Annotated in this window: 12 protein-coding genes and 1 pseudogene; all 13 read left to right on the forward strand. The window is 63.4% G+C overall.

Annotation, left to right across the window (positions count from 1 at the left end):
• Positions 1-197 precede the first annotated feature (197 nt).
• The 13 genes and pseudogenes from ABXH26_RS02495 (at position 198) to ABXH26_RS02555 (ending at position 19,692) form a co-directional block, all read left to right on the forward strand.
• A complete protein-coding gene (locus ABXH26_RS02495) occupies positions 198-1,949 on the forward strand; it encodes a DEAD/DEAH box helicase (RefSeq protein WP_353565451.1) in 1,752 nt (583 codons plus the stop codon).
• A gap of 3 nt (positions 1,950-1,952) precedes the next feature.
• A complete protein-coding gene (locus ABXH26_RS02500) occupies positions 1,953-3,929 on the forward strand; it encodes a DEAD/DEAH box helicase (protein WP_353565452.1) in 1,977 nt (658 codons plus the stop codon).
• 53 nt (positions 3,930-3,982) lie between these two features.
• Positions 3,983-6,583 (forward strand): DEAD/DEAH box helicase, encoded by a 2,601-nt coding sequence (locus ABXH26_RS02505; RefSeq protein ID WP_353565453.1) that lies wholly within the window; start codon positions 3,983-3,985, stop codon positions 6,581-6,583.
• A gap of 41 nt (positions 6,584-6,624) precedes the next feature.
• Positions 6,625-9,393 carry a TrlF family AAA-like ATPase gene (locus ABXH26_RS02510; protein WP_353565454.1) on the forward strand — a complete coding sequence of 923 codons (2,769 nt, stop codon included), beginning with the start codon at positions 6,625-6,627 and terminating at the stop codon, positions 9,391-9,393.
• A gap of 10 nt (positions 9,394-9,403) precedes the next feature.
• A complete protein-coding gene (locus tag ABXH26_RS02515; protein WP_353565455.1) occupies positions 9,404-10,657 on the forward strand; it encodes an ATP-binding protein in 1,254 nt (417 codons plus the stop codon).
• A 256-nt stretch (positions 10,658-10,913) separates the two neighbouring features.
• Positions 10,914-12,002, forward strand: coding sequence for a hypothetical protein (locus ABXH26_RS02520; RefSeq protein ID WP_353565456.1), 1,089 nt, complete (start codon positions 10,914-10,916; stop codon positions 12,000-12,002).
• Complete coding sequence (locus ABXH26_RS02525; protein ID WP_353565457.1) at positions 11,999-12,361, forward strand: hypothetical protein; 363 nt, start codon at positions 11,999-12,001, stop codon at positions 12,359-12,361. Before ABXH26_RS02520 ends, ABXH26_RS02525 begins: the two co-directional genes overlap by 4 nt.
• 44 nt (positions 12,362-12,405) lie before the next feature.
• Positions 12,406-13,056, forward strand: coding sequence for a hypothetical protein (locus ABXH26_RS02530; protein WP_353565458.1), 651 nt, complete (start codon positions 12,406-12,408; stop codon positions 13,054-13,056).
• 12 nt (positions 13,057-13,068) lie between these two features.
• Positions 13,069-14,562, forward strand: coding sequence for a DUF3375 domain-containing protein (locus ABXH26_RS02535; protein ID WP_353565459.1), 1,494 nt, complete (start codon positions 13,069-13,071; stop codon positions 14,560-14,562).
• Positions 14,562-15,224, forward strand: coding sequence for a DUF4194 domain-containing protein (locus ABXH26_RS02540; protein WP_353565460.1), 663 nt, complete (start codon positions 14,562-14,564; stop codon positions 15,222-15,224). Before ABXH26_RS02535 ends, ABXH26_RS02540 begins: the two co-directional genes overlap by 1 nt.
• 31 nt (positions 15,225-15,255) lie before the next feature.
• Positions 15,256-15,453: pseudogene (locus ABXH26_RS02545) on the forward strand (ATP-binding protein); the annotation flags it as partial.
• 61 nt (positions 15,454-15,514) lie between these two features.
• The gene (locus ABXH26_RS02550; protein WP_353565461.1) at positions 15,515-18,547 is read left to right on the forward strand and encodes an ATP-binding protein; all 3,033 of its coding nucleotides are present in this window, start codon (positions 15,515-15,517) and stop codon (positions 18,545-18,547) included.
• Positions 18,544-19,692, forward strand: coding sequence for a DUF3322 domain-containing protein (locus tag ABXH26_RS02555; RefSeq protein ID WP_353565462.1), 1,149 nt, complete (start codon positions 18,544-18,546; stop codon positions 19,690-19,692). The genes ABXH26_RS02550 and ABXH26_RS02555 overlap by 4 nt, the downstream gene beginning before the upstream one ends.
• Positions 19,693-19,757: the final 65 nt, after the last annotated feature.

Genomic DNA, 19,757 nt, shown 5'->3' on the forward strand with positions numbered 1-19,757 from the left:
ATCGCTTTGTTGCTCTCGCAATTCCGCTGCCGGGGCGATGTGCATTCGCGGCTGTGGAAAAACGTGAGTCGGGAAAGAAGGGCTACTTGCCGATGTGCCGGGTGGGGGACGATGATCCGGAAGGGTTTTCGCAGATGCGGCATACTCACGCGATTGCTGGATTCCCTTTCTCCCCCGAGCCCGTAGCATCCGCCGCATTGAGCGAGACGACGGATCAACAACGAAGCTGGCTGGATGACCTGGATCGGCAGATGCGGCGCGAGGTGCGGTTGCAGCGGCAGGCGACGGAGGAAATCTGGCGCACGCCGTTGGCGGAGCGGGTGGCGAAGGGGCATGCGCTCGGGCCGTTGCGGGTGGTTTCGGTTTCCGGGAAACGGTTGATCCTCCAGCCTGCCGACGACTCCGCCGCCATGGCCGAGTGTTCGCTGCGCGAGGGCGACTTCGTTTGTCTCAGCCAGGATGCGCCCCATGCACCGACGGGGCATTTCATCCACGGCGGCGAAGATCATGCAGGGATTCATCTCCATCTCTGGAAAGGTGAAGTTCCGTCCGCCGGTGAGGGTTGGGTGATCGACCCTGACTTCTATGACCTCAGCCCGCGTTTCGCCGAGGCCATCGAGGCGCTGGCGATGACAGCTGACGGCCGCGACCGCATCCTACCGCTGTTGATGGGGGATACGTCGGGCAGCATCGATCCGGATGTCTATGAAGACGCCATGGATGAGCTGGAAAGCGCAGATTCGGTTGCTCCGAAGTGGCATGACTCGCAGGAGGAAGCGATCGCCTGTTGCGTCGCGGCGCTGGATGCCCACCTGGTCCAAGGGCCGCCGGGGACCGGGAAAACGCGGGTGCTGGTCGAGGTCGCGCGGCGCTTGATCGAGCGCGGCGAACGGGTGCTGGTGACGGGGCCGACGCACCGGGCGATCCACCACGCGCTGGAGGGCATCCGCCGCGAATTGCCGGCGACGGTTCGGGTGGCGAAGATCGGAGTGGCGCCGTTTTCCCCGGTCACCTTCGAATGCCACGAGGACTATACGGAGAGCGGACTGCTGGAAAGCGACGCGCCGCATGTGGTCGGAGCGACGCCGCATGCGTTGTGGAGCCGTTTCGCGGGCTTGCACGAGGCGCGCTTCGACAGCGTGCTGCTCGACGAGGCATCGCAGCTCACGCCCCTCCTCGCGGCGATGGCGATGATGCGCGGCGAGCATTGGTTGTTCTTCGGCGATGACTGCCAGCTTCCGCCGGTGGTGCTCGGCGATGACGCCACGCCGCCGCGACTGAGGTCGGTTTTCGGTCGGTTGAAGGGGCGGGGCTTCGATACGCTGCTGGAGGAAACATGGCGTCTCAACGAACCGCTCGCCGAGTGGCCGTCGGCGACCTTCTACTATGGTCGCCTGACTTGCCGCCACGACCGCCGGCTCGTGTTTCACACGCCGCCCGCCCATTCGCTGCTGGCAGCGGATCCCGCGGCGTGCCTCGCGGTGCTGCCCGGTGATGGGTGCGCCACGGTGCGCGCGGACGAGGAGGCCCAGCTCGCGGTCGATCTGGTGCGCGAGGCCGTCCGCTGCGGGCTGGACCCGGAGCGCATCGGCGTGATCACGCCCTTCCGCGTCCAGGCGGCACGCGTGCGGCAATTGCTGGGGATCGACTCGCTTTCCGGCCTACGGCAGAGGGTGGCGGTCGATACCGTCGAGCGCTATCAGGGACAGGAGCGGGATCTGATCATCATCACCACCGCCGCCGCCGATCCGCGCTTCATCCGCCTGCGCGCCGACTTCCTTTTTCAAGGCGAACGCTGGAACGTCGCCATGACCCGCGCCCGCTTGAAGACGATCGTCATTTCCTCCGAAGGCTTCGTGGAAACCGCCGAGTCGCTCGCCGAGGAGCCGCACGCCGGCGCGTCGTGCTTCGTTTCGCTCATCGATCATCTCCGCCACCACGCTTGTTAGATCATGGCCATCCTGATCCCTCCCAAGCCCCACGCGGCCGCGCCAGCACCGGTGATGCGGATGTTCCGGCTGCTGAAAAAGCTCGGCGATGATTTCACCGTGCGCCATCTCCTCGATGCGGACGGGCCGCAGTTCCTGATTGTCTGGCGCGATCGACACGCCTTCCTGCTGCACGTGGCGGCGACCAGTCAGGAGCTGGCCGATCGCGCGCTGAGTCCGTCGTTTTTCTCGGATGCCGAGGCGGTGGATCTGGATGAAATCGGCCGCCCGGAGGTTTTCGGCGGTCTTGCTTCGGATCTGCCCGTCAGACGGTTGGTGGTGTTTCCGAACGTCGATAACTCCACCGTCGATCAGATCGAACGCCTGCGCTCGGAGGACAGCGGCGTGAGTTTTCTCGGTCTCAAACAAACGCCGCCGGAGCGCTTCGCAAGTCATCTCGAAGCGCTCGCCGAGCCGCCGCTGAGCGAAAGCATGTTGCTCACCCTGCGCGAGCGCTTCGATGCCGGTTCGCGCATCCACGACAGCGCCGCCGTGCGCCGCATCCCGCTGTCGTCGAGGCTCGCCGACGAACCGCTGCCGCCCGCGTTTCTCGATCTCGATCAGGAAACGCTGGCCAAGCTGGACATCGCCCTGCCGCACGCGGACCTCCGGCTCGCCGAGCGTTTCGACACCCGGCTGGTCACCGGTCCGGCCGGCTGCGGCAAGTCGCTCGTGCTTCTCCACCGTGCGCTCTTCGCCGCCCGGCTCAACCGCGGGGCGCGGCTGTTGCTGCTCACGCACAACCGGCCGATCAATGCTGAGCTGCGTCGCCGCGCCGTCGCCACGGCCCCCGAGGGTTCGCGGATGCAGGCGCTCAGCTTTTTCGCCTGGGCGAGGAAACATCTGCCCGACTGGCCGCAGCGGATCCTCCCCGCCGCCGTCACCCGTGAACGGCTCGCCGCCCTCATGGATGGCGTATCGACCAACCTCACGCCCGCCTTCGTCGCCGAGGAAATCGGCTACCTGCGCGATCTCGGTATCGGATCGCTGGACGAGTACCTCGCGCTCGATCGCAGCGGCCGCCTGATGGCGCTCACCGGCCCGCGTAGGGAAGCGGTCTGGAGCTTGCTGGAGAAATACCGGGCCGACCTCGCGCGGCGTGGCGAAAGCGACTGGCACGAGGTCGCCTTGCGGTTCCGCGACTTCGCCCGCGAGCATCCCGAACGCCTGCGCGCGCAGGATTTCATCTTCATCGATGAAGCCCAGTTCTTCGCCAAGGTCTGGTTCGAGCCCGTGCTCGCCGCGCTGAATCCCGGAGGCCAGCTTTTCCTCGCCGCCGACCCGACCCAGGGCTTTCTCAAGCGCCGCGACTCGTGGCTGGCCGCCGGCATTGATGTCCGCGGTCGCGCCAGTCGGCTGCGCACGCCCTACCGCTCGACCCGCGCGATTCTCGGTTTCGCCCGCGACCTGCTCGCGCGCCGAGCCGCCCTCCACCCGGACGCCGCGTCCGACCTCGACCCGCCGACCGACGCCGACCTCGCCGCCGTGCCCGAGGAAGGCGAAGCGCCCGTTATTCTGTCGGCGGCCAGCCCGCACGATGCCCTCGCCCGCGTGGTCCGGGAAATCCACGACCTGCGGGAGACCTCGCCGCACCTCGCGGGCTCCGTGCTCGTCCTGCATGCCGACAGTTTCGCCACCGGCGGCCTCGTCAACGCCCTGCGCGCCAAGCTCGGCCCCGACGCCGTCGCCGACCTCAACCACAGCCGTGACCCGCAACCCGTCGCGCCCTTTTGCCAAGTCTCCACCTGCATGGCCGCGACCGGCCTCGAAGCGGCCGTCGTTTTCCTGCTCGGCGTCGACATCCTGCTGGAAAAGGAAGGCGACCCACGCCTCGACGAAGCCGCCCGCGCCGAGCTCGCCGCCGATCACACCCGCCTCCTCTACATGGCCTGCACTCGCGCCGCCCGGAGGCTTGTGGTGTTTTCCAGCCGGCTCTCATGATTTCGCGGCCCGGCCTTTCCCTTCCGGACCGCTCCCTGCACTCTTCCTCCGCCATGCCCTCCAGGAAAAAGCCTTCGAAACGCCGCGCGAAAAAGAACGCCATTCCCCTTCCGTCCGCAGGCGACTGGCGCAGCACCGACGAACAGGAAATCCTCCGCCGCGTCCAGCGGGCCCGCGATGAAAAGCACTCGGTGGTTTCCCTCCGCGACGACCACCCGGTGTTTTCGTCCTTCGAGGTCAGCTCTCCCAGCGGGATGGCCTATCAGGTCGAGATACGCGGGCTCGCCGACCGCGCTTTTTCCTGCACCTGCCCCGACTTCCGCACCGCCGGCCTCGGCACCTGCAAGCACGTCGAGGCCACGCTCCTTTGGCTGAAGCGACGCCGGAAAGGCGATTTCCGCGTCGCGCAGAAATCCTGCTCGCCCTTCATCGACCTCGTTCCGGACGGCGATGGCCTGCGCATCGAGCGCAATCTCGACGCCCTGCCGGGTGCCCTTCGGCCGCTCTTCGGTGACGACGGACGCATCCTCACGGACCCCGAGGCGGTGTTGCCGAGACTCCGCCGCTCGGAAAAGATCCGCGTTTCCCAGGACGTCGGACCTTTCCTCGAAAACCGCCGCCGGGCCATCGAGCGCCGTCAGCTCCGGCGCGATTACGAAACCGGCGTCGTCGAAGGTCGCCATCCCGAGCACGTCACCCTCCATCCGCTCTATCCCTACCAGCGCGAAGGCATGCTGCACCTCGCCTTCGGCGAACGCGCCCTGCTCGCCGACGAAATGGGCCTTGGCAAAACCATCCAGGCTGTTGCCGCCTGCGCGCTGCTCCACCACCTCGGGAAAGCCCAGCGCGTCCTCGTCGTCACACCCGCCTCGCTCAAGACCGAGTGGGAAGAGCAGATCAACAAATTCACCACCCTTTCCCACCAGCTCGTCTTCGGCCCCCGCTCCGCCCGGCTGAAATACTACGCCGACCGTAATCCGCCCTTCTTCACCATTGTCAACTACGAGCAGGTCGTCTCCGACAGCCTCGACATCAACGAGCACCTGCGCCCGGACATCGTCGTGCTCGACGAAGCCCAGCGCATCAAGAACTGGGCCACCAAGACCGCCCAGGCCGTCAAACGCCTGCAATCCCGCTACGCCTTCGTCCTCACCGGCACGCCCATCGAGAACCGCATCGACGAACTCTACTCCATCGTCGATTTCCTCGATCCCTCCCTGCTCGGCCCGCTGTTCCGTTTCAACCGCGCGTTCTATCAGCTCGACGAAAAAGGCCGGCCCGAGAACTACAAAAACCTCGCCGCCCTCCGCGAGCGCGTCCGCCCCGTCCTGCTCCGCCGCCGCAAGCACCACGTCGAAACCGAGCTTCCCGACCGCACCGACCGCAACCACTTCGTCAAGCTCACCCGCGCCATGCGCTCCGAGTACGACGAGGTCAAGCAACAGGCCACCCAGCTCGTCCAGCGTTCCCTCAAGCGCCCGCTGACGAAGGACGAATCCGAGCTGTTGATGATCCTGCTCGGCATGATGCGCATGATCTGCGACTCGCCCTCCGTCATCAAAAACCGCGACTGTCAGGACTGCCCGAAGCTCGACGAACTGGCCCGCATCCTCGACGAGGCGCTCGAAGACCCGGACGTGAAAGTCATCGTCTTTTCCGAATGGGAGGGGATGCTCCGCAAGGTGCGCGATCTCGCCGATCGGCAGGGCATCGGCTACGCTTGGCACACCGGCTCCGTGCCCCAGCAAAAGCGCCGCGGCGAAATCCTTGCCTTCCGCAACGACCCCAACTGCCGCCTTTTCCTCAGCACCGACTCCGGCGGCGTCGGCCTGAACCTCCAGAACGCCAGCGTCGTCATCAACTGCGACCTCCCCTGGAACCCCGCGCGCCTCGAACAGCGCATCGCCCGCGCGTGGCGGAAACACCAGACGCGCCCCGTCACCGTGATCAACCTCGTCGCCGAGGACACCCTCGAGCACCAGATGCTGGGCACCCTCGCCAACAAGATGAACCTCGCCGAGGGGGTTCTCGACGGCTCCGACGAATCGCTTTCCCGCACAAAACTCAAACGCGGCCGCAACGCCAACCTCGCCCGTCTCCGGCAATTCCTCGGCACCCCTCCCTCCGGCAAACCCGGCGCGAGGAAATCTCCGCCTGCCGATCCGGCCCTCCACTTCGCCGAGCGCGCGCAGGACGCCCTCGGCGACGCCCTTATCCACTGCCAGGAAGCCATGCTTCCCGGTGACGCCGAGCCGGTCCTCCTCACCGTCCTGCGCGATCCTGCCCGCTCCGCTGCCGTCGAGGAACTCCACCGCGAAACCGAATGGCGCGGTGGTGTTCCGCGTCTCCACATCCTCGACCGCGCCACCTGGTCCGCCCTCCAGCAACTCGCCGACTCCGGCCTCATCACCTTCAACACCCGCGCCACCCGCCACCTCACCGGCGACGCCCCGCCCGAGCCGAAAAGACCCGTCCTCACCCCCGAACAACTCCAACGCATCGCCGACCTCAAAGCCTTCGCCGCGAAAAAGGAAAAGGTCGCCAAACTCCTCATCGAAAGCGACCTCGCCGAAGAAGCCGAGCCGCACCGGAAGGCGGCGGAGAAGGCGCTGGAGGAAGCCGCGGGGATTGAGAGGGGAGAATCCGCTTCCTGACGGAACTCGACTTTAGTTCTTGCCTTCATCACCCTCTCGTCATGCCCCGCCCGTCTCCTTTCAATGACTCAATGCCTGGAGCGAAATGGTGGCGCGTGGATTTTCACACCCACACGCCCTTTTCGACGGATGCGTATCAGGGAGAGAACAACCTCACCCAGCAAGAGTGGTTGTTGACCCACATGAAGGTGGGAATCGACGCCGTGGTCATCAGCGACCACAACGGAGGAGGATGGATCGATGGGCTAAAGACCGAGTTGGCGAACCTTCGCTCTCAGCATGTTCAAGAATTTCGGGAGATCGCGCTGTTTCCCGGCGTCGAGGTGACCACCTCCCAAAATGTTCATCTACTGGTGATTCTCGATCCCTCCGCACCAGCATCCGATGTCAGCCGGATTCTTCAAGTCGCCAGCTATCGCGGGAACGAGGGCTGTGCACAAACCGCAGCAGATGCTTCGATTGTTTCGTTCATCGAGGAGCTTCAATCCAAGGGCATTTCGTGCCTCGTCATTCCGGCGCATGTGAACGGAAGCAAGGGCCTGCTCAAGGAAGGGACGGTCCCGTTCGATACCCGACAGAAGACCCTCCGTCACTCGATGGTCTTCGCCTTGGAATGCCACTACTCCAAGCCGGCGGACTGGGATCTTCACAACTACGGTCTCGGAGACAAAAGCTTCTCCACGGTATTCGGATCCGACTCGCATGCCGTGGAAGAAATCGGGCGACGGACGACTTGGGTCAGGATGCAGTCCCCCACCTTGGATGGTTTGCGGGTCGCATTGTTCGATGGAGAAACATCGGTCAGAGAGTTCAAGGAGGGTGAAGCGGATCCGGGGCCAAACAGTCCTTATTTCATCGAACGCATCGCCATTTCAGGCACGAAATTTATCGGACGTCGAACACCTCAGGTGATCAAGTTGAACCCTTCTTTCAACGCGATCATCGGTGGTCGGGGAACCGGCAAATCCAGCATTCTGGAACTTGTTCGCACCGCGACCAAACGAGGAGCGGCGTTTTCCCGGGAGGAATCGGACTACGCGAGAAACTATCGCGATCTGATCCGGGAGATTACCGCCGAAAACGGTAACCTCAATCCGACGGTGGAGGTGGATTACCGCCAGCATGGGCAAACGTTCCGCATGAGGTGGCAGGCATCGTCCCAGTCGTTCGACCTCTTCGCGCTTGATGCGGACGACTCCCTTGCCGAAGTAAGCGAGCAAGGCGTGTGGAGCGAGCGGTTTCCACTACGGATTTTCAGCCAGAAGCAGCTTTATGCGTTCAAGGAACATACCGCCCCGCTTCTTGAGGAGATTGACGCCACTCCGGAGGTGAATGGTCCGGATTGGCGGCGTGACTGGGAAAACGCTGTTGCTGGATTCGTCCAACTTTCCACTCATATCCAACAACTCGACGGGGAAGTGCGGGAGTGGGAATCCATCAAGGCGAAGATGGCCGATCTCGAACGGCAGATCGAGGTTCTCGAAAAGGCCGGACACAAGCAGGTTCTCCGCGAGTTGTCGCTCCGCCGCCGCCAACGCGGTGAGGTGGATCGGTGGGAAGAGGCTATCGAGCGGTTGCCTTCCGAGGTGGAAGAGTTGGCAGCCCGAATGGGAATACCGGCTCTCGGCTTATCCCGAATGCCAGCCGAGGACGAAACCAAGGGAGATGAATCGGTGGAGATCTCCTTGGAGCAAAAGGCGAAACAGATCAAGTCGCTGCTGGAAGCAAACGCTGAGAGCCTGCACAAGATGGCTAGCTCTCTTAAAGAGCGCATTGCTCAATGGCAGGAAGAACTCAAGGCTTCCGAATGGGAAGCTCTTCGCGCCCGCAGCGAAGTGGCATATCAAGAGCTGATCACAAGCCTGCAAGGAACCGGTCAGGCCAAACCCGAGCAATACGGGGAACTGGTTCAGGCCAAGCAGTTGCTGAAAAAGCGACTGGACGGGATCACCGCAAAGAAAGAGCTGCTCGGCAAATCGAAGGACGACCGCGACAACAGCTACGGCACGCTTCGGGAGCGGCGTTCGGCCATTTCGCAAAAGCGCCATGACTTCTTGGAAAGTCTTTTTACTTCGGACTCGAATCTGCGCGCTTCACTGGTGACGTTCGGCGACATTCCGCAGGGCATTCAGGATCTCAGGGCAATTCTTTCCCGCGATGGCAACGTTGCCCGCGAGGAGTTCGACAGTTTCGGCGAATATCTGTCGGGAGCAACGGGTGACGATGACCGTATGGATCGAATTCACCGCCTGAAGGTCAAATTGCTGCACGTGGCAAAAGAAGGGCAGGACTCGGGAGAAGAACTGCCGGTACGAATCCGTGCGCCATTTGCCACTCATATGGCCGCGCGCACGGCGGAAGACAAGGCACGGCTCTTGGCATGGTTTCCACCCGACCTGCTGAAACTTCGCTATCGCAAGGAAAGCGGTGGATCCTTCAAGGATCTCGAAAAGGGCTCACCCGGCCAGGTGGCTGCCGCGGTGCTTGCTTTCCTGCTGGCCTACGGGGATGAACCCATCTTGCTCGACCAGCCGGAGGACGATTTGGACAACCGCCTGATTTACGATCTCATCGTAAAGGAGATCCAAACGAATAAGCTCCGCCGACAACTTCTGATCGTTACCCACAATCCTAACATCCTGGTAAACGGGAACGCAGACTTGATCATTCCCATCGAAGAGCAGGCAGGTCTGGCTGTGATCCCAGAGCCTGGAGCTCTTCAAGAGCCGGCCGTTCGCAAGGCGGTGTGCGAAATCATGGAAGGTGGTCGCCAGGCTCTGGAACGCCGCTTCAGGAGAATCGTCTCGTAGATTTTTTACCATGTTCGACACACCCGAAGAGCTCGCCGAGCGGATCCGCTTGCCGGAAGACTCCCTTTTGGAATTGAAAGTCGTCACGGCGACGAACCGAGGGATTACAAGTCCACACCCGAGCAGCTTGGCTCAGGAACTGGCAGCCTTCGCCAATTCCGCCAAAGGCGGGGTTCTCGTGATCGGCGTCGATGACAAGTCACGGGAGATTGTCGGATTAACCCAAGAGGAAGCGGAGGGAGCTGAACTAACGATTCGGAATTTGCTGAACGATTCGTTGGAACCCGCGCTGTCTGCCACGGTCTCGTTCTTGGAGCTGCCAGATTCGTTGGGAACCTCCCGGCTTCTTCTTCGGGTGGATGTCCCGCGCAGCCTTTTCGTTCACAAGGCTCCAGGCGGGTACTTCGAACGCATCAGCAGTTCGAAACGGGAGATGTCGCCCCAAGCGCTGGAACGTCTCATGCAACAGCGCAGCCAGAGTCGCCTCGTGCTTTTTGACGAACAACCCGTGCCCGGAACGACACCCGAAACACTGGAAAAGAAGCTGACGGATCGCTTTGTGTCGAATTCCGAGGAGCCGGCCGTGGATCTTCTCAGAAAAATGGGGCTCATGTGTTCGGATATGGACGGCAACCTTGCCTGCAGCGTGGCGGGCGTGCTGATCGCCGCCACGCGGCCTGATCAATGGCTTCACAGCGGGGCATGCATCGAGGCCGTTCATTATGCGGGCACTGAACTTGACTCAGACCAGCAAGTGACGTCGCGGCGGATTGTCGGCCCTATCGATCGCCAGATCTTGGAAGCGTTTGAGTTTGTCTGCGGCGCGATGCTTAGGCCGGCGACGAAGGAGCCGGCTCGTGTCGAACGCCCGTCTTTCAGTGAACGCGCGGTGTTCGAAGGAATTGTGAATGCCGTCGTCCACAGGGACTATTCGATGGCTGGAGCCAAGATCCGGCTTTTTATCTTCCAGAATCGGCTCGAGATTTTCTCACCGGGCGCGCTGCCCAATACACTCACCATTGAAACCATTCCGCACCGGCAGTACACCCGGAATGAAACACTGGTAAGCCTGCTTGCCCGATTGACCTTCGAAATCGACACGCCCGACGCTCCGATCAGACGGGGCCGTTTCATGGAAGCCCGTGGAGAAGGGGTTCCAATCATCTTTCGGGAGGCAACCAGGCTCGGCGCTCCAATGCCAGTGTACGAACTCTTTGACGCTCAGGAGCTGAAATTGACAATCTTTGCCCAAGCACGCGGGTAGCCCTCACCCCCAAGCAACTCCAACGCATCGCTGACCTCAAAGCCTTCGCCGCGAAAAAGGAGAAGGCCGCCAAACTCCTCATCGAATCCGACCTCGCCGAAGAAGCCGAGCCGCATCGGAAAGCGGCGGAGAAGGCGCTGGAGGAGGTGGCCGCTATTGAAACATCTTCATCCTGAAGGACTATGGCCGGAAGGTCAGGAAGTCGCGACTTTAATTTCGACTTGCGACTTGGAGATTAAAGTCGCAACTTTATTCCGTGTCCGAGCTTCGTTTTGATCAATCCATCGACGGAATCGCCGGCGGCTATCGGGCCGACGCGGTGCTGGGATCATGGATTTTCGAGGTGAAACGGAATCTGAAGGATGTCCGTACCCTTCGGGACGTCTTGCTGCAGATGGCGCACATCGCCGCATCAAAGCAGGACCGCCATGCGATTCTCATCCTCGACCAACCGAGTATCACGGCGGATCGCGTTCACGAGGAATGGAACCTGTTCTCTCGCATTCTCGACGTCGGCCTCAAAGACCGGATCGCGGTCGTCGGCGAAATCCCCGGTTTTGGGTTGGACGGGCTCGCGGGCGAGTTGCCCGATGATTTCACGGACTGGAGACCTGTGGCACATGAGATTCTTCAGCACGAGGAGAGGGTTTTCCCCAAGGCCCGTTCGGGTGCCTTCTATGACGTGCTGCGGATGCTGCTTGTCCACTGGCTGAGGGGCGATGCTCCGGTGTCCACCAAACAGCTCACCGAAGAAACCGGGTTCAGCTATCCGACCGTCGCGGCGTCTCTTCAAAAGCTTTCGGACTATCTGACCCGCGGCCCCAACCGCTCCGTCGGCCTGAAGCGCTTTCCCATCAATGCCTGGAAGAAGCTGCTCGTCGATGCCGACACCGTTCGTCAAACGCGTCGCTTCGCGACGGAAGGCCGCCCCCGTTCGCCCGAAGCGATGCTCGCGCGCTTACGGGAATTGGAAACCCCTGACATCGCCGTCGGTGGGGTGCTGGGCGCACGGCATTGGGTTCCGGGTATCGACATCGCCGGAACGCCGCGGCTCGACCTCACGGTCAATTTCGCGATGCCGCAGCAACGGGAGTGGCCGATGCCGGATGCTGCGCCTCCTCATGATTTCATCCGGAAACTCGATCCCGCCCTAAGGCCCGCGAAGCGCGACGAACCCGCCGCCCTCGTCATCCACGGCCTCTTTACCCCCGAAACCTTCACCAAGCAGGGAGACGACGGGACCATCTGGGCCAACGAAGCCGAATGCCTCCTCGATCTTCAGGAAGCCCATTTTGAAGCCCAGGCCCTGGAATTCCTCAACCTCCTCTCCCCGTCATCTTCATGAGTCAGCTTTCCCCGCACACCGTTCTGAGTCAGGTCGCCGCAGCCGTTCCAGATAATTGCCGACATCGCATCATCATCATCGGAAGCCTTGCCGCCGCCCATGCCTACTTCGGCACGGACACGTCGAAGGGCGTTCGCACCAAGGATGTCGATTGCGTGCTGGAGCCGTTCAGCATCGCGGTGGAAGCCGGGCAAAAATCGTCCACGAACTCCTTGATGCCGACTGGCAGCGTAGAAAGCAGGGCGACCACCAAGAACCCGGCGATGAAAACACCCCGACGGACCAACTTCCTGCCGTCAGGCTCTATCCGCCGGTTGTGGATCCCGATTCCGAGGGCGCATGGTTCCTCGAATTCCTGACCGTTCCGGAATCGCCGGCTGAAACCGGCAAATCGTGGACACCCTTGAAACTTCGGGAAGGCTACTTCGGATTGCCGTCGTTCCGCTTCCTCGCCATCGCCGCCTTCGAACCGGAAACCATCCCGGACTTGGGCCTGCGGAGAGCCCGACCGGAAATGATGGCACTGGCGAATCTCCTCGAGCACCCAGCCATCGGAGCCGCCACCATGAGTTCGCCCATCGGAGGCAGAACCCTCAAGCGTGCGAACAAAGACCTCGGCCGCGTCCTGGCGGTCGCCACCTTGGCGGATCTCGACGACTATCGCCCATGGGGAGACCGCTGGCGGACCGCGCTGGAGAGCATCTTCCCCGACCAATGGCGCGAATTCGCCCTCCGGACGGGCCAAGGATTACGCCACCTCCTAGAAAGCGAAGCCGACCTCGAAGAAGCCCACCATAGCTGCATCAACGGACTCCTCTCATCCCAGCAAACCACCCTCGGTGCCCTGCGAGCCGCAGGAGAGCGCCTGATCGGCGATGCGATCGAACGGCTGGAATGGCTCGGCAAACAACGGATCATGCACCTGCTCCGACTATACGCGGAAGCCGAAGCGGCGGAAAGCCGTGAAGGAGGAGGCGGAGGGAATCGAGAAGCGTGGTTGCGAAGCGGCAGGTTGGCATCCGATTCAATCATTGCGGATCCTTCCCGTTTTTAGGCTAATCCCGAGGTGTTTTCCGAACTCACCCGCCGCTATGTCCGCATGCGCCGCGGTAACATGTCGTGGGGACTGCTTGCTTCGCGTCGGGCACCGCTGGTGGCGGGCTGTCTGAAGCCTCTTTTCGAGGAAAGCCAGGACGAGCTGCGTTGGGAAGACGCGGTGGAGAAGCTGGCGGAAATCTTCGCGGAGCACGCGAATCACGAGGATTTCGACATCGCTCCCGGCGAGCAGGTGCCTATAGCCCGGGCGGAGTTGCGCGATTGGCTTAAACGCGGGCTGGTAGTCGAGCGCGAGGGCCGGCTGATCGCCACGGACGCGTTTCAGAAGGTGTTTCATTTCCTCGACAGTCTGGAGGACAAGCACATGACCTCCACCGCCTCGCGGCTGGCGACGGTGCAGCGGGAGATCGAAAACCTCGAAACCCGCCTGAACCCCGACCGCTCGAAGCGCGCCGAGCACCTTCGGAAACGGATCGCCGCTCTGGAATCCGAGCTGGCCAGGGTGGAGCAGGGCGAGTTCGAAGTGCTCGGCGGCTCGCGGGCGCGGGAGGGCATCCGCGAGGTCTATCAACTCGCGCTCAGTCTGCGTTCGGATTTCCGCCGCGTGGAGGACTCCTATCGTGCGGCGGACAGGCAGCTCCGGCAGAGCATCGTGCGGAGCGATCAGAACCGAGGCAGCGTGCTCGATCTGATGCTGGACGGCCATGACGCGCTTCTGAAAACACCTGAAGGAGGCGTGTTCGAAAGTTTCTATCAACAGCTCGGCGAAGTCGTGGAGCTGGAGGAAATGAAGGCCCGCCTGCGTTCCATCCTCGAGAGTCCGGAGTCCGCCGCCGCGCTGACCCAACGCCAGCGGGCGGATCTCCGCTGGCTGGTGCCGGGGCTCGTGCGCGAGTCCGAGCGCGTGATCCAGGCCCGGGCGCGGGGCGAGCGTGATGTGCGGGGCTTCATCAAGGCCGGGCTGGCTGGTGAGCAGCACCGCGTCGGCGCGCTTTTGAACGATATCCTGGAAGCCGCGACGGAACTCGATTGGTCGTCCGCCGCGCTCCGGCGCTCGCCCGGTCCCTTGCGGCCGGTGGCGGTATCGATGCCGCTCCTGCCGCTGGTCCAGCGCCTGCGTTTCAAGGAACCCGGCGGCGGTGACGACGCGGATCTCGATCTCAGCGAAACGACCGGCAGCATCGAGGACATGAGCGAGGAGTTTTGGGACGCGCTCGACGGCCTCGATCGCATCGCGCTGTATCGCGAGACCTTGGACACGCTCGAATCCGCGAACCGCGGTCTCACCCTCGGCGAGCTGGCGGAGGCCCTGCCGCCCACGCATGATCTGGAAACGCTCGCTTATTGGCTCGGGCTCGGTCGCGAGACGGAGGCGGAGTTTCGTGACGAGCGCGAGGTCTTCGAAATCGCGGATCGGAACGGCATCGCCACCCAGTTCGATGTCCCCCGCGTCACCCTTGAAGCGGCGGCCGTCGCCCGCGTGGAACCGGAAACACTCGGCTGATGACATACGAAGACTGGCAAGCACCCGCACCGGCGGATGAATCCGAAGCCTCCGGCATACCCGCCGAGGTGAAGGCTCTCGCCCAGGAGTTATTGAAAAACGGCTTCATCGAGAGTTCCGCGCGGCCGGCGGATTTCAATGCCGTGCTCCGTCTCCGGAAAGAAATCGATGCGGTCCTCGAGCCGCTCGATCTCCGGATCGACCTCGACGAAATGCGGGGCCTGGCCGTCCTCCGGGTGGCGGACTCCGCCTCCGGCACCCCGGATGAAGCGTGGAGCCATCCGCTCGTCCGCCGCCAGCGCCTGACTCTGGAGCAGTCCCTCCTCGTCGCCATTCTGCGGCAATTTCATGTCGTGCAGGAACTGGAAGGCGGCATCGGCGTCCGCGAGGTCCGCGTGCCGCTGGACGAGCTGCTTTCCCAGCTCCAGGTCTTCCTGACAGACACCGGCAGCGATACGAAAAACCGCCAGCGTCTGCTCACCTTGCTCGACCAGCTCAAGCCCCACGGCATCGTCTCAGAGCCGGATTCGCGCGGCGAAGTCACCATCCGCCCGCTCATCACGCGGCTCGCGAATCCGGAAACGCTCACCGCGCTGCTGAAACATTTCCGCGAACTCGCCGGTGAGCCGGAGGGAAACGAAACCACATCGCCCGATGAGTGAAACCACGGAAACGCCCCCCGATACCCCGGCCATGGCACTCCCCGCCGAGGACGAATCGTCATTTCTCCTCACCGCCGTCGACGTCTTCAACTGGGGTCCGTTTCACGGCCGCCACCGCTGCGCCATCGATTCCCGGGGCACCGCCATCATCGGCCCCACCGGCAGCGGCAAGACCACGATCGTCGATGCCCTGATGACCCTGCTCGCGCCGTTTCCGAAATACAATCTCGCCTCCACCGGCGGTCACGAAAGCGACCGCGACCTCATCTCCTACATCCGCGGCGTCTCCGGTGTGGAAAACGCGCAGGAGGAAAACAGCCACCTACTCCGACGGCCGCCAGACCGTCATCCTCGGCGGCCTGCTCTGGGTGGATGGAAGCAGCAACGCCGCGGACGACCTGAAGCGCCTCTGGTTTTTCGCCCGGGACATCCCGGAACCGCTCGACACCCTGCTCACCCTCCACCACGAGGGCGGCAAAGCGGCGATCACCCGCCATGTCCGGGACACCGCCGGGCTGCGCGTTTTCCCCAGCAAAAAGGAATATCTCGCCCAGGTGCGCAGCTTTTTCGAAGTCGGCGAAAACGCCTTTTCCCTGCTCAACCGCGCCGCAGGTCTCAAGCAGATCAACAGCATCGACCAAATCTTCCGCGAACTCGTCCTCGACGACCGCTCGGCCTTCGACCGTGCCGCCGAGGTCGCCCGGGAGTTCGACACGCTCCACGGCATCTACGAGGAACTGCAAACCGCCCGCCGCCAGCGCGACTCACTCCTTCCCATCCGCCAGGGCAAGGCCGATTGGGAAAAGGTCGCCGCCAAGCTTTCCGCACGCCGTTGCTTGAAGGAGATCCTGCCCGTCTGGTTCGCCGAGGTCGCCGTGCACCTCTGGCAGGCGGAAGTGGGAAAGCTCACTGTTGCCAAAGAAGAAACCGGTTCCCGCCTCCGGGCCGCCGAAGAACTGGCGGATAACCACGAACGACGCGTCCAGACGCTCAATGAGGAATACCTGCGCCACGGCGGTGCCGCCATCCAAGGAATCGAGGAACTCATCCGCGCCAAGGAGCAGCTCTGCGCCCAGATCCGCGGCGCTGCCGGGCAATACGAAACCTATGCCACCGCCCTCGGCCTCGCTGCCGAAACCGACGAAGCCACCTTCCACAGCAACCGGCGGCGATTGCCCGAAGTCAAAGCCGCCGCCGAATCCGCCCATGCCGACGCACGCCAGCATGCGCTCAATCTGGCAGCGGAGCTGGCCGGTCACCGCGAAACCGAGCACACCCTCAGCACCGAGATCCAGCAGGTCGAGGCGAGGCCGAACTCGAACATTCCCGCTCCCCATCAGGCCTTCCGCGAACTCCTCGCCAATGAACTCGGCATCGCTTGCGACGATCTTCCCTACGTCGCCGAAATGATCGAGGTGAAGGCCACCGAACACCGGTGGCAGGGAGCCATCGAGCGCGCCATCGGCTCCGAGCGTCTGCGCATCCTCGTCCCCGCCCACCGCATGGACGACGCCCTCTCGTGGATCAATCACCGCGACAACCGCCTCCACATCCGCCTTCAGAGAGCGGAATCCTTCCCCGCCGAGGCCCGCTTCTTCGAGGACGGCTTCACCCGCAAGCTCGACTACCGGAACCACCCGCTGCGCGAGCACGTGAAACTCCTTCTTTCCCGCCGCGACCGGCATTGCGTCGAGTCCATCGAGACCCTCCGCCGCACCGAGCATGGAATGACCGTCGAAGGCACCATGTCCGACCGCGACGGACGTTTCGAAAAACAGGACCAGAAACCGCTCGCCTCCGGATGGATGACCGGCTTCGACAACCGCCACCTCCTCGCCACCCTCCAGGCGGAGCGCAAACAAACGCGCGAAACCATTGCCAGGCTCGATGAGAAAAACCGCACCCTCGCCCGCGCCGAGCGGGAGTGTTCCCAGAAGCTCATCCTCATCGGCCAGCTTGAGTCCCTCGACTTCGCGAAGATCGACACCGCCGGAGCCGAGCAGGACCTGGAACACCAGCGCCAACGCCTCGCCGATCTCACACGCCCGGACTCCGACGCCGCCACCGCCAAGGCCCGCCATGACGAGGCCAGTGAGGAACTCAAGCGTGCCAAAGCCGAAGTCACCCGCCTCACCAAACAACTCGGCGGCCACGAAACCTCTCTCGAATCCGCAACCAAAGAACTCACCCACGCCCGCGCCCGCCGGGGCGACGGCCTCGCCGAAGAAGACACCGCCCTCGCGCGCAAAGAGTTTCCTCTAACGGACATCCAACACGCCCATCAACTCACCGACGCCGAACGCTCGGCAAACCAAGCCCTCGATCAAAAAATCCAGCGCGCGGAAGAACAGAAGACCGATGCCGAAAAACGCCTCATCCGCCTCATGGGAAATGCCAAGACCGCCGACACCGGAGCCCTTTCCGACGTCGGCACCGAACTCCGCGATCTCGACGCCTATCTGAGCCGCCTCAAAACCCTCGAAGACGAATCCCTGCCGGAAAAACTCGGCCGTTTCCTCGAATACCTCAACCAATCCTCCGGCCAGGGCGTCACCCAGCTTCTCACCCAGATCGCCAATGACGTCACCCTCATCCAAGAGCGCGTCACCGATCTGAACGCCACTCTCAGCCGTGTCGATTTCCGCCAGGGGCAGTTCCTCCAGCTCCACACCCAGTCCATCGCCCATCCCACGCTCCAGCAGATGGAAACCGCCCAGCGCAAGCTCCGCCACATCGTCCTCAGCCAGCGCGAGGACGAAGGCGAGGCCCACTACCGGGCCCTTGGCGAAGTCGTCCGCCAGCTTCGCGAAGCCGCCGAGAAGCGCCACACCCTCGGGGCCCAGGCATTGCTTGATCCCCGCCACCGTCTGCAATTCTCCGTCGTCGAGGTCGATCGAGCCACCGGCCGCAGCTCCGGCGCGCGGAAGGGCTCCCAAACCGGCAGCGGCGGCGAGAAGGAAATAATGGCCAGTTATATTCTAACAGCATCCTTGAGCTACGCCCTCTGCCCGGTCGGAGCCGCCGTCCCGTGCTACGCCACCATCGTTCTCGACGAAGCCTTTTCCAAAAGCTCGCCCGCCGCCGCCGCGCGCATCATCGAGGCCCTCCGCGCTTTCGGCCTGCACCCGCTCTTCGTCACCCCCAACAAGGAAATCTCCCTGCTCAAGTCCCACACCCGATCCGCCGTCCTCGTGCACAACAAGAACAAACGCGCCACCCTCACATCCCTCACCTGGGAGGAAATCGAAGAGCACGCCCGCTCCCGGAAGAAGGATCCGTCAAATCAGACTGATCCCTCGGATCGGACCTCCACTCCGCCATGAAGCGCCCCGCCGATCTCACCCCGCGCTGGGCCCGCCAGTGGCAGAACCCCGACCTCCGCGAAGCCCGCTTGTTGGAAGAGTCCGCCTGGCCCGCCAGCCTGCCCATCGGCCGACCCACCGCCGCGGACATCTCCTCGGACTGGCAGGAAACCGCCGCCACCATCCGCCTCTGGCGTGAGCTGCGCATCGGCAGCGTCCTTTGGGAATCCATCACCTTCCGGGCCACCGGCGCACCGGTGGATCTCCCCGTCGCCTGGCAAATCGCCAGCCCGGACGAATGGATCGCCGCCGCCGGCGACCGCTCCGTGCGCGCCGAGTACGAGATGCTCCGTACCATTCTCGCCTCCGCCGATCCGCTTTTCCACAACGCTCTCGTCCGCGAGCGCTCGCTTTGGAAAAACAAAACGCCCGCCGAAACCCTCCAGGCCGCCCGGCTCGCCATGGCGCTCAGCCCCGGCTGCGTCGAGGGCAAGCCCCTCCGCGCCGTTTCCCTCGCCGGCATCGACAGCAAGTTCTTCGAACGCCACCGCCCGCTCATCGCCCGCCTGCTCGATCTCCGTTTCGACGGCGAAGCCAGCCGTCATGGCCTCGAAACCTTCCTCGATGCCGCGCGCGAAAACGACCCCTGGCTTCTCCTCGCCGACCTCGGCCAACCGCGCATCCTGCCATTCCCCCAGCTCCGTGTCCGCGGCATCGATCTCGCCACCCATGGTCCTGGAGCCCGGGACATCCTCATCGTCGAAAACGAAGCCTGCCTCCATCTCCTACCCAAGGATTTGCCTGGAGTCATGGCCATCCTCGGCACCGGGAACAATCTCTCCTGGCTCGCCGCCCCGCACTTCCGGGAAACCCGCATCGGCTACTGGGGAGACCTCGATACCTGGGGGCTCACCCTGCTCTCCCGCGCCCGCGGCCACGCCGCCCATCTCACTCCTCTGCTCATGACGCACGAGGTTTTCGAAACCCACTCCGCCTCCGCCGTAGCGGAAAAGGTGCTCGCCTCCTGCACATCGCCCGTCGGCCTCACTTCGGAGGAAACCGCCCTCTATCAGCACCTCCTCGCCCTCCCCAACGGCCGCCTCGAGCAAGAGTTCCTCCCCGCCGCCCGGGTTCATGAAGCCATCCACGGATGGAGGGCCGGATAGTTCCGGCGCATCACGCCAAGCCGGAAGCGCGGAGGGAGGAGCCGACGCGAGAACGGAAACGTTTG

Source organism: Haloferula sargassicola (assembly GCF_040362925.1).
In the GTDB taxonomy this organism is placed as follows: domain Bacteria; phylum Verrucomicrobiota; class Verrucomicrobiia; order Verrucomicrobiales; family Akkermansiaceae; genus Haloferula; species Haloferula sargassicola.